The sequence below is a fragment of the Corallococcus sp. AB011P genome (assembly GCF_003611605.1).
In the GTDB taxonomy this organism is placed as follows: domain Bacteria; phylum Myxococcota; class Myxococcia; order Myxococcales; family Myxococcaceae; genus Corallococcus; species Corallococcus coralloides.
In genome coordinates this window covers 21,748-34,819 of the sequence record NZ_RAVX01000018.1, presented here as the reverse complement: position 1 = coordinate 34,819, position 13,072 = coordinate 21,748, and the positions used below count along the sequence as shown (strand labels likewise).

Genomic DNA, 13,072 nt, shown 5'->3' with positions numbered 1-13,072 from the left:
ATCCCTCCGGCGCCGCTCCCCCCCAGGGACATCCGGGGGGAGGACCCCCAGGCTACCTCTTAAGTGTCAGGACCGCGGTGCCGCTAATCGCGGCAGCGCGCCTGCTTCTTCAGGGTCGCATCCACCTTGACCGTGGAACCCGCCGGGGACGGCGTGCCCACGGATACGTCCTCGTCCGCGTGGCATTTCGCCTTCAGCGTGAGCCTACGCGTGTCCCACGGCACCCGGATGGTGGCCGGGGTGACGGCGCCCAGGTCCTTGTTGCCCTGGTAGATGGCCGCGCCCTCGGGCGTGGACTCGATCCGCACCTCCACGGGCGCGCGCTCCAGGTTCGCCAACACGTCCAGGCCGTTGTTGTTCACGGCCATCTTCTTGATGAAGGGCACGTAGCCGGGGGCGGTGACCTCCACCAGCGGAGCGTCGTTGCTGAGCGAGAAGTCCCGGAGCACCTGCTCGCGAACACCCTGCTTCCGGGCGACCTGGTTGTCGATCTTCACCTCGGCGTCTTCCGGCTGGGTCTTGAAGACCACGACCACCGAGCGCGCCTGCCGCCTGAGGACCACCGGCACCTGCGTGGCGTTGGTTCCCTCGGACACCATGACGGACTGGTTGAAGGCCTCGTAGCCCGGAGCGGTCACCACCACCAGCACGTTGCCCACGGACATGGGCTTGAGGGCGAAGCCGTTGGGGGGGAACTTCTCCGGAAGCCCCGCGTTGATGGACACCATCGCGGTGTCCTTCGCCTCCAGCGTCTTCAGCTCCACCATCACGTAGCCCTGCGCGGGCTTGCTCGGGGAGAAGACCAGGGCCACGCCCACCAGCAGGAACAGCGAGGCCAGACCCACGGCGCCGTAGAGCAGCCGCTTGTCCATGCCCTTGAAGCCCAGGCTCCGGGCAGGCGCCTCCGGCTCGGGCGCGTTCCTCTGGCGGCCTTCCTTCACGGGCGGACGCGACGCGTTCCCGTTGTTGACGACGGGGGGCGCGGGCGGACGCGGCATCGTTTCCGGCAGCGGGTCCGGCCGGTGGAGGCGCGGCGGTGGACCGTCGCTGCCCCGGTTCGGCGTCGGACGGGGCATGGGCCCGTCGTTGGCCATCAGCGTGGGCACGTTGGTCAGCGACGGACGCGGCGGCGCGGCGCTCAGCACCGGCGCGCTGTTCTGCGACAGGCGCGGCGGCGCCGGAGGCTGGGGCAGCGACGAGGGCGGCGGGATGACCGCGGTGCGGCCCGCCACGTCCTCTCCGTCGTCGTCGGGCGCGGCCGGGGACTCCAGCGGCGTGATGGCGCGGCCAATGGCGGCGCCCGGCTGGGTGGTGGGCTCCGGCGAGTCGTTGAAGACGGCGTCGCGGTCCACCATCTGCGTCGCCAGCTCCTCGTCCTCCTTGGGCGAGGGCGCGGCCGGCGCGGCGGTCAGCTTGGGCAGCGCCGCGAGCGTGGGCGAGCGGCGCGCGCCCTGCGCGGTGCCACCGGAGTTGGAGGCGCGTGGCGGCGGCGCGGACACGGGCTCCACGGGGGGCGCGGAGGGCGCCACCGCCGGGATGTTGGTCATGCTCTGCGTGGGCACCGGGGACGGGCCGCTGAAGCCCGCCTCGATGGCCGCCAGCATGCCGTCCGGCGCGCGGATGTCCGCGTACTCAGCCAGGCGCTGCTTCTCGCGTTCCACCTCTTCGGCGAACGTGGACTTCATGTACTGCATGAGGTCCTTGCGGCCGAAGATGGAGTCGTTCGTCAGCAGGAAGCGCTGCAGGTCGTCGCCCAGCTCGCTGGCGTACTGGTAGCGCTCCTCCACGTCCTTCGCGAGCGACTTGAGGACGATGCGCTCCAGCGCCTCCGGGATGCGCCGGTTGTACGTGGACGGCGACGGCACCTCCGCCTTGCGCACCTTCTCCAGCACGCTGAAGTCGCTGTCGCCCACGAAGAGGCGCTCGCCGGTGAGCATCTCGTAGAGGCACACGCCGATGGCGAACACGTCCGAGCGGCGGTCCAGCGGCAGGCCGCGGATCTGCTCCGGGCTCATGTAGCCGAACTTGCCCTTGAGGATGCCGGCCTGCGTCTTGGTGGCCTTGCCCGCCGCCTTCGCGATGCCGAAGTCGATGACCTTGACCTCGCCCTCGAAGGACACGAGCACGTTCTGCGGCGAGATGTCGCGGTGGACGATGTTGAGGTCGCGCCCCATCCCGTCCTTCTTGCGGTGGGCGTAGTCCAGGCCCTCGCACATCTTCGCCACGCAGAAGGCGACCAGCGGCACCGGCGCGGGCTCACCCTTCTTCCGGCAGCGGTCGAAGATGGCCCGCATGTCCTTGCCGGGGATGTACTCCATCGAAATGAAGTAGCTGCTGGCGATCTGCCCCAGCTCGTAGATCTGCGCGATGTTGGCGTGAGTCAGCTGGACGCTGATCTTCGCCTCATCGATGAACATCGAGATGAATTCTTCATCCTCGGCGATGTTCGGCAGGATGCGCTTGATGGCGACGAGCCGCTCGAAGCCACTGGCGCCGAACTGTTTGCCGCGCCAGACCTCCGCCATGCCGCCGATGTTGACGCGGTCCAGGAGGAGATACTTCCCGAACGGGATGGGTTGCCGCTTCGGTTGAGAGGTCGTCACTGTGTGTGGGGGTCGAGTCCTTGCAGGGAGCCTATCGATCGCGGCTCCAAAGGGTCAACCGCGCGCGCGGACCTATTTCCGCCCGCTTGCTCCCCAGGCGACCCCGACTCAGGGCGAAGGGGACGCCGCCGCGCCCCCATCCACGGTGGGGATCTCCAGGTCAAAGCCCGGCAGGACGTCATTTTCCTCGGGATCCGCGGGGAGCTGGGCGCGCACGACGGCGACGCGCGGCTCTCCCCGGTGGGAGAGCACGGCGGGCGCACCAAAGCGCACCTCGGCGGGCAGCCCCACCAGCGTCACCCAGGCCTGCTTGCCGTCCCGGGCCACGCAGTAGAGCAGCGTACCGGCCCGGGTGCCGGGCGCGTCACGGACGGGGCCCTCGCAGTCCGTGCGCACCTGGAGTGTATAGGCCGGCACCGACGACCCGCGCTCCAGGTACGGCGGTGAGCCCAGCGCGTCCACCAGGGGCTGTAGCACCTGGGATCGCGCGGGCACGGCCTCCACCGTGGCCAGCTTCTGGGCCTCGCCCTGGAAGCGCTGTAGCGCCACGGCGGCCATCTCCGGCGAGTCCAGCGGCGTGCGGCCCTCCGCGAGCACCATGTCCAGGAAGAGCGCCATCACGAGCAGGATGGGCAGCAGCCGGTAGCCCTTGAAGCCCTCCGGCCTCTTTCGCAGCAGTCCAGCGAGGAACACGGCCAGGCCCACGCCCGCGAGCCCCAGCACGACGCTGGCGCGCACGGCGGACGGCGGCGTCAGGAGCGCGGAGACCTCCGCGGTCCGGGCGCTCAGTGCATCCGAGAGGTCGCCCCCGTAGATCCACCCGAGCGCCCCCAGGCACAGGACGTTGGTCAGGAGCGACTTGCGCGAAGGGCCGCTCATCCCGCCAGCGTCCTGGCCGGATCCGTGGCGGCGGCGCGGCGGCTGGGGAAGTACGCCCCGGCGAGCGCGGCCACGAGCCCCAGCAGCACCCCGCCCAGCACCACCGCCGCGGGGAAGGAGAAGAAGCTCTCCGGCTTGAAGGGGAAGTTGGGCAGGTAGCCCTTCGCGAGCCGGTCCACGATGAAGGCCAGCACCAGCGCCGCCGCCGTGCCCGCCGCGCCGCCCAGCACGCCCACCACGCCAGCCTCCGCCAGCACGATGGCGCGCACGTCCGCGCGAGAGGCGCCCACCGCCTGCATCACGCCAATCTCCTTGGCCCGCGCGCGCACGGACGAGGACATGGCGTGGGCGATGTTCACCGCCGCCAGCACGCAGATGAGGATGGAGAGCAGCGCCAGCGCGGACGTGGTGAGCGCCACCGCCGCGCCCGCGTTCTCCGCCAGCCGGCGCTCCTGATCATCGATTTCGAAGCCCATCCCCTTCACCGCCTCCACCAGCTCCGGGACGCGTGAAGGGTCCGCGGCCACCAGCGTGACGCCGGAGTAGCTGTCCGCGTCCGCGCCAGAAGCGCGGTTGATGCGCACCGCCGTATCCAGCGGGATGGTGATGCCCGCGAGCATGGCCCGGTCGGACGCGCCCACCACCTGCGCCTGCTGCGTGGTGGTGGGCCCGCCGGACGTGGCCGCCACGTAGGAGCGGTTGAACTCCACCGGGAAGCCGAAGCCGATGAGCATCTCCGCGGACAGCTGCGGCAGCTTGCGCGCGGGCGCGAACGTCTTGTTGTACAGCTCCAACAGGCGCGTGGAGATGAGCGCGGGGATGGCCTTGCCCTCCCCCGGGTCCTTGAAGTCCTTCGCCTCCGGCAGCCCCACGTCCTTCTGCACCAGGCCGGGGTCCACGCCCACCGCGAGCACCTCCATGCCCATGCGCAGGCGAGAGCCGAAGAACACGCCGTCGTAGCGCGTCACCGCCGGCACGCGGACGTTCATCTTCCGGTACGTCGTCTCCACGCCGGGCAGCGCGGCCAGGCGCTCCACCGCGGCCGCGTCCAGCTTGCCGCCGCCCAGAAGGCCCAGCGACACCGCCGGGGGCACCACGTCCACCAGCCGTGAGTCCGTAGGGAAGATGCGCTCGCGGATGACCTGACCCACGCCCAGGCCCAGGCCCACGAAGAACACCAGCGCGCCCACGCCCATGGCCACGCCGAAGGCGGAGAAGAACGCGCCCTTGCGTTCACGCGCGAGGGACAACCTCACCAATCGCGACAGTGCGTCGAACCTCACGGGGCACCTCGCGACGCCAGGGCTTCCGACGCGGGGGATTCCTCCACCAGCCGTGCGTCCTTGAGCCGCAGCACCCGCCGCGCCACCGCGCTCATGCGCTCCTCGTGGGTGACGGTCAGCACCGTGAGCCCTTCCTTGTGCAGCTCCTGGAAGAGCTGGATGACGCCCGCGCCGGTGGCCGCGTCCAGGTTACCCGTGGGCTCGTCACACAGGAGCAACTTCGGGCCGCTGAAGAGGGCCCGGGCGATGGCCACGCGCTGGCGCTCGCCGCCGGACAGCCGCACCGGCGCGCGGTCCTGCTTGGAGCCCAGACCCACGCGCTCCAGCAGCTGGCTCGCGCGCTTGCGCCCGTCCGGCGTGGCCGGACCGAAGTGCGAGGGCAGGAGCACGTTCTCCAGCGCGGACAGGTTGGGGATGAGGTGGAAGGACTGGAAGACGAAGCCCACGTGCGTGTTGCGGAAGCGCGCCAGCTCCTTGTCGCGCAGGCCGGTGAGCTTCACGCCGCCCACCTCCACCTGCCCCTGGTAGTGCACGTCCAGGCCGCCCAACAGGTGCAGCAGCGTGGACTTGCCGCTGCCAGACGCGCCCACCACCGCGACGAAGTCCCCGGCCTCCACGTCCAGCGACACGCCGTCCAGGACGCGCACGCGCGAGCCATCGCCGTCCTCGTACTCCTTCACGACATCGCGCGCGTGGATCAAGGCGTGGCCGGGGTGGTCGTGGTGGTGGCGGGAGCGGGCGTGAGCCGCAGGGAGATTTCGGCCTGCAGCGCCTTGTCCTTGCGCGACAGGGCCATGGTCACCGCGCGCAGGTCGTCCGTGGCGTCCAGCCAGCGCACCGTGGTGGCCTTGATGGCGAAGCCGCCAATGCCCCACGCGGCGGACGGCAGCGCCTTCACCGCGTCCGCCAGCCGGCGCAGGTCCAGCAGCACCACCAGCGCGGCGTCCTTGCCCACGGACTTCAGGTCCTCGGACACGGGGCCCGTGCCCGCCGGCTGCGCGAGCGAGGCCAGGGTGGACTCCAGGCGCGCCTTGGGCGCCGCGAGCAGCAGCTTGCCGTCCTTGGACAGCGCGAAGTGCGCGCCTTCACCCGCGCGGTACGACGTGAGGTACGCCTTCTGGCCGCTCACGTCCGTGGGCTCCACCTTCGCGCCGAAGCCGCCCGCGAAGCCGGGCACCTTGTCCAGCGTGGCCTGCCCCCTGGCCACGTCCTTCACCTCCGCGAGCGCCACCAGGTTGACGAAGCGGAAGGGGTTGGTGCGCCGCAGGTCCAGGTCCGGCATGCCCGAGGACAGGTTGACGTTGGGTGACAGCGACAGCGCGAGCACCATGCCCGGCTTGAGGTTGTCCAGCACCTCCGTCTTCACGTTGAAGCCCGCCTCCTGCACCGCGCGCGTCACCTGCGAGCCGGCCAGGTACGGCCACACGCCGTCCAACTGCGCCGGGTCGCCGCGGAAGCGCGCCACGAAGAAGCTGTCCTGCGGCAGCCAGCCCGCGAGCGACTCGCCGCCCTTGGGCTCCAGCGCCGCGAGCGACGCCTGCGTGTCCGGCCACGGCGCGTCCGCGCGCAGCGTAACCGCGCGCTCCTCGATGTGGCCCGTGAAGGTGATGCCCTGCACGCTGCCCGCGGGCAAGAGGCCCCTGCCGCCCGGCAGCCACACGTGGAAGTCGCGGTCACCGGAGAGCCGCTTGAGGGACGCCTCCAGCACCGGCTCCTTCGCCAGCGACTGCTCCTCCGGCATCACCGCCAGCTCCGACAGCCGAGACACCGCCGCGCCCGCGGACAGGAGCACCAGGTCGTGCTTGAGGAAGAGCATGCCCAGCAGGGGCTCCGTGGAGCCCGGGCGGTTGAAGGTGACGAGCCGCCCGGCGTCCACCTTCGCGTCCTTCTCTTCCGTCGCACCCAGGCGCGTGCGGGCGAAGGTGGCGAAGGTCGTCTTCAGCTTGTCCGCGTCCTTCACGCCCAGGACGGACACCGCCTGCGTGCCGCCGAGGAAGGCCGCGCCCGCGCCGCGCTTGGGGTCGATGCCCGCGTCCTCCAGCGCCTTCCGGCTGCGCAGGTCCACGCCCACCTGCCGCATCACCGCGGACACGTAGCGCTCCGCGGAGGGGAAGTTCTGCAGCTGCGCGACGAACGAGGCCACCTTGAGGTTCTGGAAGCGCGCGAGCTTCTCGCCCAGCGTGCCCAGGTCGTCGATGACGACGGCCGCCTGCGCGGTGCGCGGCAGGTAGCGCGACACGCCCCGGGGCGAATCCGCGGGCCCGGCCGCCTCCTTCCCGCAGCGCGAGCAGCCGGCGAACACGACCAACAGCAGGACCAACGGGAGGAATCCAACGCGGCGGAGCATGGGCGTCAGGACAGGATGCCTGCGCCGGAGAGTCAATCTATTCGTGCGCCGTCCAAGGCCCCCGCCAGGGTCGCAAGGTGCCACGGTGAACAGGTGCCCGTCCGGGCCCGTGCCCGCCCTACCGCACGCGAGTGCCGCCGTGCGGCAGGGGCGCGGAGGTCTCCTCGGTGAAGTCGAGGAAGCGCTCCATCTGACGCACGGTCTCGTCCGTGGCCTCCGTCTCCGCGGAGAGCACGTCCAGCTGCCGGTTGACGCTCTCCGGGTCTCGGATGGCGATGGACTGCTCGTGCGTCAGCCGCAGCAGGTCCTCGATGCCCGCCAGCTGGTGGCTCACCACCTCGCGGCTCTCGCCCGCCTGCTCGAAGCGCATCAGGCGCTTGCGCAGGATCTCCACGCGCTTGCCCTTCACGTCCTTGAGGCGCGGGTTGGCTTCGTCCGCGACCTCCGCCTCCAGCGCCGCCACCTCGGAGGTCAGGTGCTCCCGGTCGGACCCGCTGAGGTACGTGCGGTACTGGTTGAGCGCGGAGATGAGCCGCAGGAAGGACGTGAGCAGCGCGTCCAGCTTGGGCTCACTGCTCGCGGCCAGCACGCGCCCGGCGGGCAGCTTGCGGTAGTTGGCGAGGATCTTCTCCTTCAGCCCCACCAGCTGCTGGTAGTGGTCGCGCTGCGACGGCGCCAGGTCCGCGAGCAGCGAGTCCACCGCCGCGCGCGCGGCCTCCGGGTTGTCCGGCTGCTGCGCCCGCACGGCGCGCTGGAAGCGCTTCATGGACGACAGGACGGCCAGGTAGACGCCCTCCACGCCCAGCGCCACCATCATGGGCAGCGGCTCCTGCGTCACGGCGCTGGACATGGCCGCCGTCGTCAGCCCCACCAGGTTGGCCGGCAGGAGGAACGCGGCCTTGATGTAGTTCGGTGTCTTCGCCACGTCCGACTCCCCTTCCCTCTTCCGGCCCCCTTCAGGGCCCCCGCGCCTCGGAGACGTACTTCAGCGCGCCCAGGTCCCGCGTGTCCTCCGCCGGAGGGGGCGCCGTCCCGCGATTGAGCTTCTGGAAGAGCGCCGCGGCGCTCTGGAAGAGCTCGTCATAGGTAACCGGCGCCTCGCCGGAAAGTCCGAAGAAGGCCCGATTGTCCGCCAGTGTCGCGGGCGGCGCGCTGCGGATGGCCTCCGAGGGGTCCCCCAGGTAGGGCGCCACCTCTCCCAGGAGCCGCGCCCCGGCCGCCGGGGACTTGAGCACGCCCTGCCCCGTGTCCAGCAGCCCCCGCAGCACCCGCCGCACCGCGTCCGGATAGCGCGCCGCGAAGTCGCCCCGGGCCACCAGCACCGTGGCCAGCAGGTGCGGGGCGTCCGCCGTGGTGGCCAGCACCTTGCCGCCCCGGTCCCGCGCCGCCAGCTCCACGTCGCCCCAAAGCCCCACCACCACGTCCGCCCGCCCCTCCCGCAAGGCCCGGCCCGCATCCAGCGTGGAGGGCAGGTCCACCCAGCGCACGTCGGAGGTGCGCAGCCCCGCCCGCGCCAGCACCCACAGTGCGAAGTAGTGCGACGAGCCGCCCGGATACACGCCCACCCGCTTGCCGCGCAGGCTGGCCAGGTCCGGCACGCCCACCGCCGCCATGGCCTCCTGGCCCCGGCTGCGACCCACGAGCATCACCGTGCGCGGCGCCGCGTCCCTCAAGGTCGGCGCCCACGACGCGAGCCGGTCCACTGACAGAGCGGCCATGTCCACGCCGCCGTTCTCCGCGCCCACGGACAGGGCCTGCTTCAGCTCCTCCTCCCGGGCGAAGAGCACCGCGCGGGCGTCCAGGGCGTAGGCCGTCTTGAGCAGCCCCTGCGCGGCGCCCGGGGGCGTGGCGGGGTTGTCCAGGGTGGTGGCGCCGCCGGTGGCCACGAGCAGCGCGGAGGCGGAACCGCGCGGGGTGAAGCCGATGAGCACGGGCCTGAGCGGCACCGACGCCACGTCCGCCACCGGGGCCGCGACGCCCGCCGGGAAGTCGCCCGGGGACAGCCGCACCGCTTCACGGGTGGAGGGAAAGAAGCGCGCCTGCAGGCGGTCGAGGTAACCCGCCCGCGAGGCGAACACGTACCCCGCGCCCAGGACGCAGAGCGCGAGGAAGAGAAAGAGGCCGGGTCCGCGGTGCAGCTTCATCCGTGTGCGCCGGCCCCTTTCATGGGGGGAGACCTACTTGATCTCCACCTTCTTGCCGATGGTCTTTTCCGGACCGGCGCCCACGTCCGACACCGGCGCGGGGCTGTCCAGCAGGCCCATCTCCATCTTGAACTGCTTCACCAGCTCGTCGCCCTGGATCTTCTCCGCCTCTTCCTCGATGGCCGCGGCCTGGTGGTCCACCGACTCCAGCGCCATCTGCATGCGCGCCTCGTTGATGGCCGTCTTCTCCTGGACCTTGCGGAGCATCTCGTCGTGCGTGGAGTCCACGCCCGCGACGGTGAAGGACTCCATCGTGTCGGCGACCTTCGCCTGCCACTTGGCGCGCCGCGCGTCCCGGACGGCGTTCATCGCCTCCTGGGTCTTGCGGTCCTTCTCGCGCATGAACGCCTTCTTGACGTTCAGGGCCTTCTCATAGGCCTGCTTCGCGATGTCCAGCTGCTGCTGGTTGCGCGCGAGGGCTTCCTTCTCCCCCTGGAGCTTGGTCGCGTAGGTGCCGGCCAGGTCGTCACGGCCCGCCTGGATGGCGGCCTTCACCTTGGCGGTCAGCTCCCGCACGTCCTGCTGGTACTTCATGTTCTCCTTCTCGAGCAGCGTCACATTCGCCCGGACCATGGCGATGGACTCGTTCATCTTGGGGACCTGATCGTTCAGGTCACGGATGTTCTGCTCGAGAATCAGCTCCGGATCCTCGATGGAGGAGACGAAGAAGCCCGCGAAGCTCCGCATCGCTCTCTTGAATCGCTGCCACATGTCGGCTCTCACCTCCGCCTGTGCGTAATCCCAGTCACCTTACACGAACTCCGACGCCCACAAGCATCCAGCCGCAAGGCGCGTGTCACCGTGACTACGCCCGCCCGGAGCGGATGATTGCCCCCAGAACAGCTACCGCCTGGCCACCGCCCGCCAGCCCGGCCGGGTCCAGGGCCACCTGTCGGCCCCCGCCCGCCACTCCCTGTCCCTTAAAGGGGCCACCCGGGGTCGCGAAAGACGCTGTGGCCATGAACTTGCCGGGTGGGGAGGAAGCGGGGAAAACAACCGTGTCGCATGGAACCAACCCCTCCCGTTGCCTTTGAAGACGAGCTCGCGCGGGTGGTGGCCGCCCAGCGCCGGCGCGTCGTGGGCGCGGGGGCGGCGGTGCGGCTGGTGGGCACGGTCGTGTTCTTCGCCGTCAGCCTGGGGCTGTGGCTGACGGGCGCCCGGGACTGGGCCCACTACCCGCCCCTGCTGCTCTGCTACGGCGGCGTGGTGGCGCTGCTGTTCGCGCTGCGCTCCAGGCCCCTGACGAAGCAGTTGGGCATCGTGCAGTCGCTGGTGGACGTGGGGCTGGTGTTCGGCCTCCAGCAATTGGCCCTGCCGGTGTCGCCCTTCCCGGCGGGCGTGGCGGGCTTCAGCCTGGGGCTGTTCGCGCTGGTAGTGGCGCTGTCCGGCCTGGAGCTGATGCCCTGGCTCGTCTACGGCACGGCGGGGCTGGCGTCGCTCTCCCAGGCCGTCCTGATGGACCAGGCGGGCGTGGGCCCGGGCGCCATGGCCGTGGCGGCGGTGACGCTGGTGCTGGTGGCGGCGGTGAGCCACTACGGCACCGGGCGGCTGCGGCAGTTGGCCATGGACCTGTCGCACGCGGAGGTGGCCCGGCAGCTGGAGGCCCGCCGCACCCACGACGTGGAGGACGCCCACCGCACCATCGAGCGGATGCTGGCGGAGGCCCACGCGCGCAACGCCCAGCTGGAGGCGCTCCAGGCCCACCAGGAGCAGCTGATGCAGTTCCTGGTGCACGACCTGCGCTCGCCGCTGTCCGCCGTGACGCTGTCGCTGTCGTGGATGGAGCAGGAGCTGCCCATCGGCACGCCGATGGTGGAGTCCGTGCGCACGGGCCTGGCCGTCACCGCGCGCCTGGACCGGATGATCTCCGACCTCTTGGACGTGCCCCGGCTGGAGCAGGGCCGGCTGTCCCCGCGCAAGCAGGCCTTCCCGGTGGCGCCCCTCTTCGACGAGGTGCGCCGCTCGCTGGATGGCGCGGCCCGGCTGCGCAAAATCAGGCTGGAGCTGTCGTCCCCTCCGGGCTTCCAGCTGGTGGGCGACGCGGGCCTGCTCATCCGCGTGGTGGAGAACCTGGCCACCAACGCGCTCCGCTACGCCCCGTCTGGCGGGCGGGTGCGCCTGGAGGCGGGTGAGGCGGAGGGCTTCCAGTGGCTGGCGGTGCGCAACGACGGCATCGCCATTCCGCCGGAGGCGCGCGAGTCCCTCTTCGACAAGTACGTGCAGGGCCACCGCGAGAAGGAGGGCCGCCGGGGCTACGGCCTGGGGCTGTACTTCTCCCGGCTGGCGGCGGAGGCCCACGGCGGGCGGCTTGCGGTGGAGGACGCGGAGGGCTGGTCCACGTCCTTCGTGCTGCGCCTGCCACGCGTGCAGCCGACCTCGCAGCCGTCCCTGGATCCGACGGCCGCCTGGCGCCGCTAGGACGCCTTCAGCTTCGCGCGGGCGAAGAGCTTCGTGGCCTGCGTGCGGGCGTTGGCCAGCACCGCGTTCGCGTCCAGCGTCGTCAGCTCGCCCTCGCGCAGCACCAGCTTGCCGTCGATGAGCACGTGCGACACGTCCGTGGAGCGCGCCGAGTACACCAGCGGCCCCGTGACGTCCTCCGGCAGCGGGCAGAAGTGGAAGCCGCGGGTGTCCACCACGGTGAGGTCCGCGCGCTTGCCGGCCTCCACGGAGCCCACCTCGTCCTCCAGGCCCAGGGCGCGCGCGCCGTGCAGCGTGGCCATCTCCAGGACGTGCATGGGCGTCATCGCCACCGGGCCCACGCGCGGGTTGTGCAGCACGGACGCGAGCCGCATCTCGTGGAACAGGTCCAACGTGTTGTTGCACGGGGCGCCGTCCGCCCCCAGCGCCACGGGGATGCCGTCCTTCAAGAGCTCCGGCACGCGCGCGTAGCCGGACGCGAGCTTCAGGTTGGAGCCCGGGCAGTGGCACACCACCGTGCCGGACTCGCGCAGCAGGCGCTGCTCCTCGCCCTCCACCCACACGCAGTGGGCCAGGGTGACCTGGGGGCCGGTGAGCCCCAGCCCGTGGAAGAAGGCGATGTTGTCCTGGCCCGTCACCTGGCGGACCACGTCCGTCTCCGTGCGGTTCTCGCTGGCGTGCGAGTGGATGCGCACGCCCTTCTCCCGCGACAGCCGGCCCACTTCCCGCAGGAGTTCCGGCGAGCAGGACAGGGCGAAGCGCGGCGCGAACGCGTAGCGCAGGCGGTTGTCGTGGGTGCCGTGCCAGCGCTCCATCAGCGCCAGGCTCTCCGACAGGGAGTCCGCCGTCGTCTCACGCAGGCCGGCGGGCACCTCCGCGCCGGAGTCCATCATCGCCTTGCCACCGACGAGCCGGAAGCCGCTGTCACGCGCGGATTCGAAGACGGCGTCGTAGTGGTGCACGGTGCCCATGTCGAGCGCCGCCGTGGAGCCGGAGCGGATGAGCTCCGCGAAGGTGAGGTCCGCGCTGGCGCGCAGGGACGCCGCGTCGTGCGCCGCCTCCATGGGCCAGATGCGCTCCTTCAGCCAGTCGAGCAGCTCCCGCTTGTCCGCGTGGCCGCGGAACAGCGTCTGGCAGGCGTGCAGGTGGCCGTGGATGAGGCCGGGCATCACCACCTGCCCGGTGAGGTCCAGGACGCGGCGGGCGCCCTTCACCTTCAGGCCCCGGCCCACCTTGGCGATGCGCCCGTCCTGCACGAGCACGTCCGCGCGAGGCAGCACCTCGCGGTCGCGGTTCATGGTGACGACGGTGGCTCCAGTGAGAAGCAAGTCCACGCGG

At 71.4% G+C, this 13,072-nt stretch carries 10 protein-coding genes; 1 reads left to right on the top strand and 9 read right to left on the bottom strand.

Annotated features, from left to right (window positions below; all coding sequences use genetic code 11):
• Positions 1-83: 83 nt before the first annotated feature.
• From D7X30_RS31855 to D7X30_RS31820, 8 genes are all read right to left on the bottom strand, one after another.
• Positions 84-2,603, bottom strand: coding sequence for a serine/threonine-protein kinase (locus D7X30_RS31855; RefSeq protein ID WP_120566746.1), 2,520 nt, complete (start codon positions 2,601-2,603; stop codon positions 84-86).
• A gap of 108 nt (positions 2,604-2,711) precedes the next feature.
• Positions 2,712-3,482: a hypothetical protein gene (locus D7X30_RS31850; protein WP_120566745.1), complete on the bottom strand. Its 771-nt coding sequence runs from the start codon at positions 3,480-3,482 to the stop codon at positions 2,712-2,714.
• Positions 3,479-4,765: an ABC transporter permease gene (locus D7X30_RS31845; RefSeq protein WP_120566744.1), complete on the bottom strand. Its 1,287-nt coding sequence runs from the start codon at positions 4,763-4,765 to the stop codon at positions 3,479-3,481. The genes D7X30_RS31850 and D7X30_RS31845 overlap by 4 nt, the downstream gene beginning before the upstream one ends.
• Positions 4,762-5,466: an ABC transporter ATP-binding protein gene (locus D7X30_RS31840; protein WP_120566743.1), complete on the bottom strand. Its 705-nt coding sequence runs from the start codon at positions 5,464-5,466 to the stop codon at positions 4,762-4,764. Before D7X30_RS31840 ends, D7X30_RS31845 begins: the two co-directional genes overlap by 4 nt.
• On the bottom strand, positions 5,463-7,112 hold the full coding sequence (locus D7X30_RS31835) for a hypothetical protein (RefSeq protein ID WP_120566742.1): 1,650 nt from the start codon (positions 7,110-7,112) through the stop codon (positions 5,463-5,465). The genes D7X30_RS31840 and D7X30_RS31835 overlap by 4 nt, the downstream gene beginning before the upstream one ends.
• A gap of 118 nt (positions 7,113-7,230) precedes the next feature.
• Positions 7,231-8,037: a hypothetical protein gene (locus D7X30_RS31830; RefSeq protein WP_120566741.1), complete on the bottom strand. Its 807-nt coding sequence runs from the start codon at positions 8,035-8,037 to the stop codon at positions 7,231-7,233.
• 31 nt (positions 8,038-8,068) lie between these two features.
• The gene (locus tag D7X30_RS31825) at positions 8,069-9,256 is read right to left on the bottom strand and encodes an ABC transporter substrate-binding protein (protein WP_014398968.1); all 1,188 of its coding nucleotides are present in this window, start codon (positions 9,254-9,256) and stop codon (positions 8,069-8,071) included.
• Between the two features lie 33 nt (positions 9,257-9,289).
• Entirely contained in the window at positions 9,290-10,027 is a 738-nt protein-coding gene (locus D7X30_RS31820) for a PspA/IM30 family protein (RefSeq protein ID WP_120528049.1), read from the bottom strand.
• Between the two features lie 294 nt (positions 10,028-10,321).
• On the opposite strand from D7X30_RS31820, the gene D7X30_RS31815 reads away from it, so the two are divergent.
• On the top strand, positions 10,322-11,734 hold the full coding sequence (locus D7X30_RS31815; protein WP_120566740.1) for a sensor histidine kinase KdpD: 1,413 nt from the start codon (positions 10,322-10,324) through the stop codon (positions 11,732-11,734).
• On the opposite strand, the gene D7X30_RS31810 is transcribed toward D7X30_RS31815, so the two are convergent.
• The gene (locus D7X30_RS31810) at positions 11,731-13,068 is read right to left on the bottom strand and encodes a 5'-deoxyadenosine deaminase (RefSeq protein WP_120566739.1); all 1,338 of its coding nucleotides are present in this window, start codon (positions 13,066-13,068) and stop codon (positions 11,731-11,733) included. The genes D7X30_RS31815 and D7X30_RS31810 overlap by 4 nt on opposite strands.
• Between the last annotated feature and the right edge of the window lie 4 nt (positions 13,069-13,072).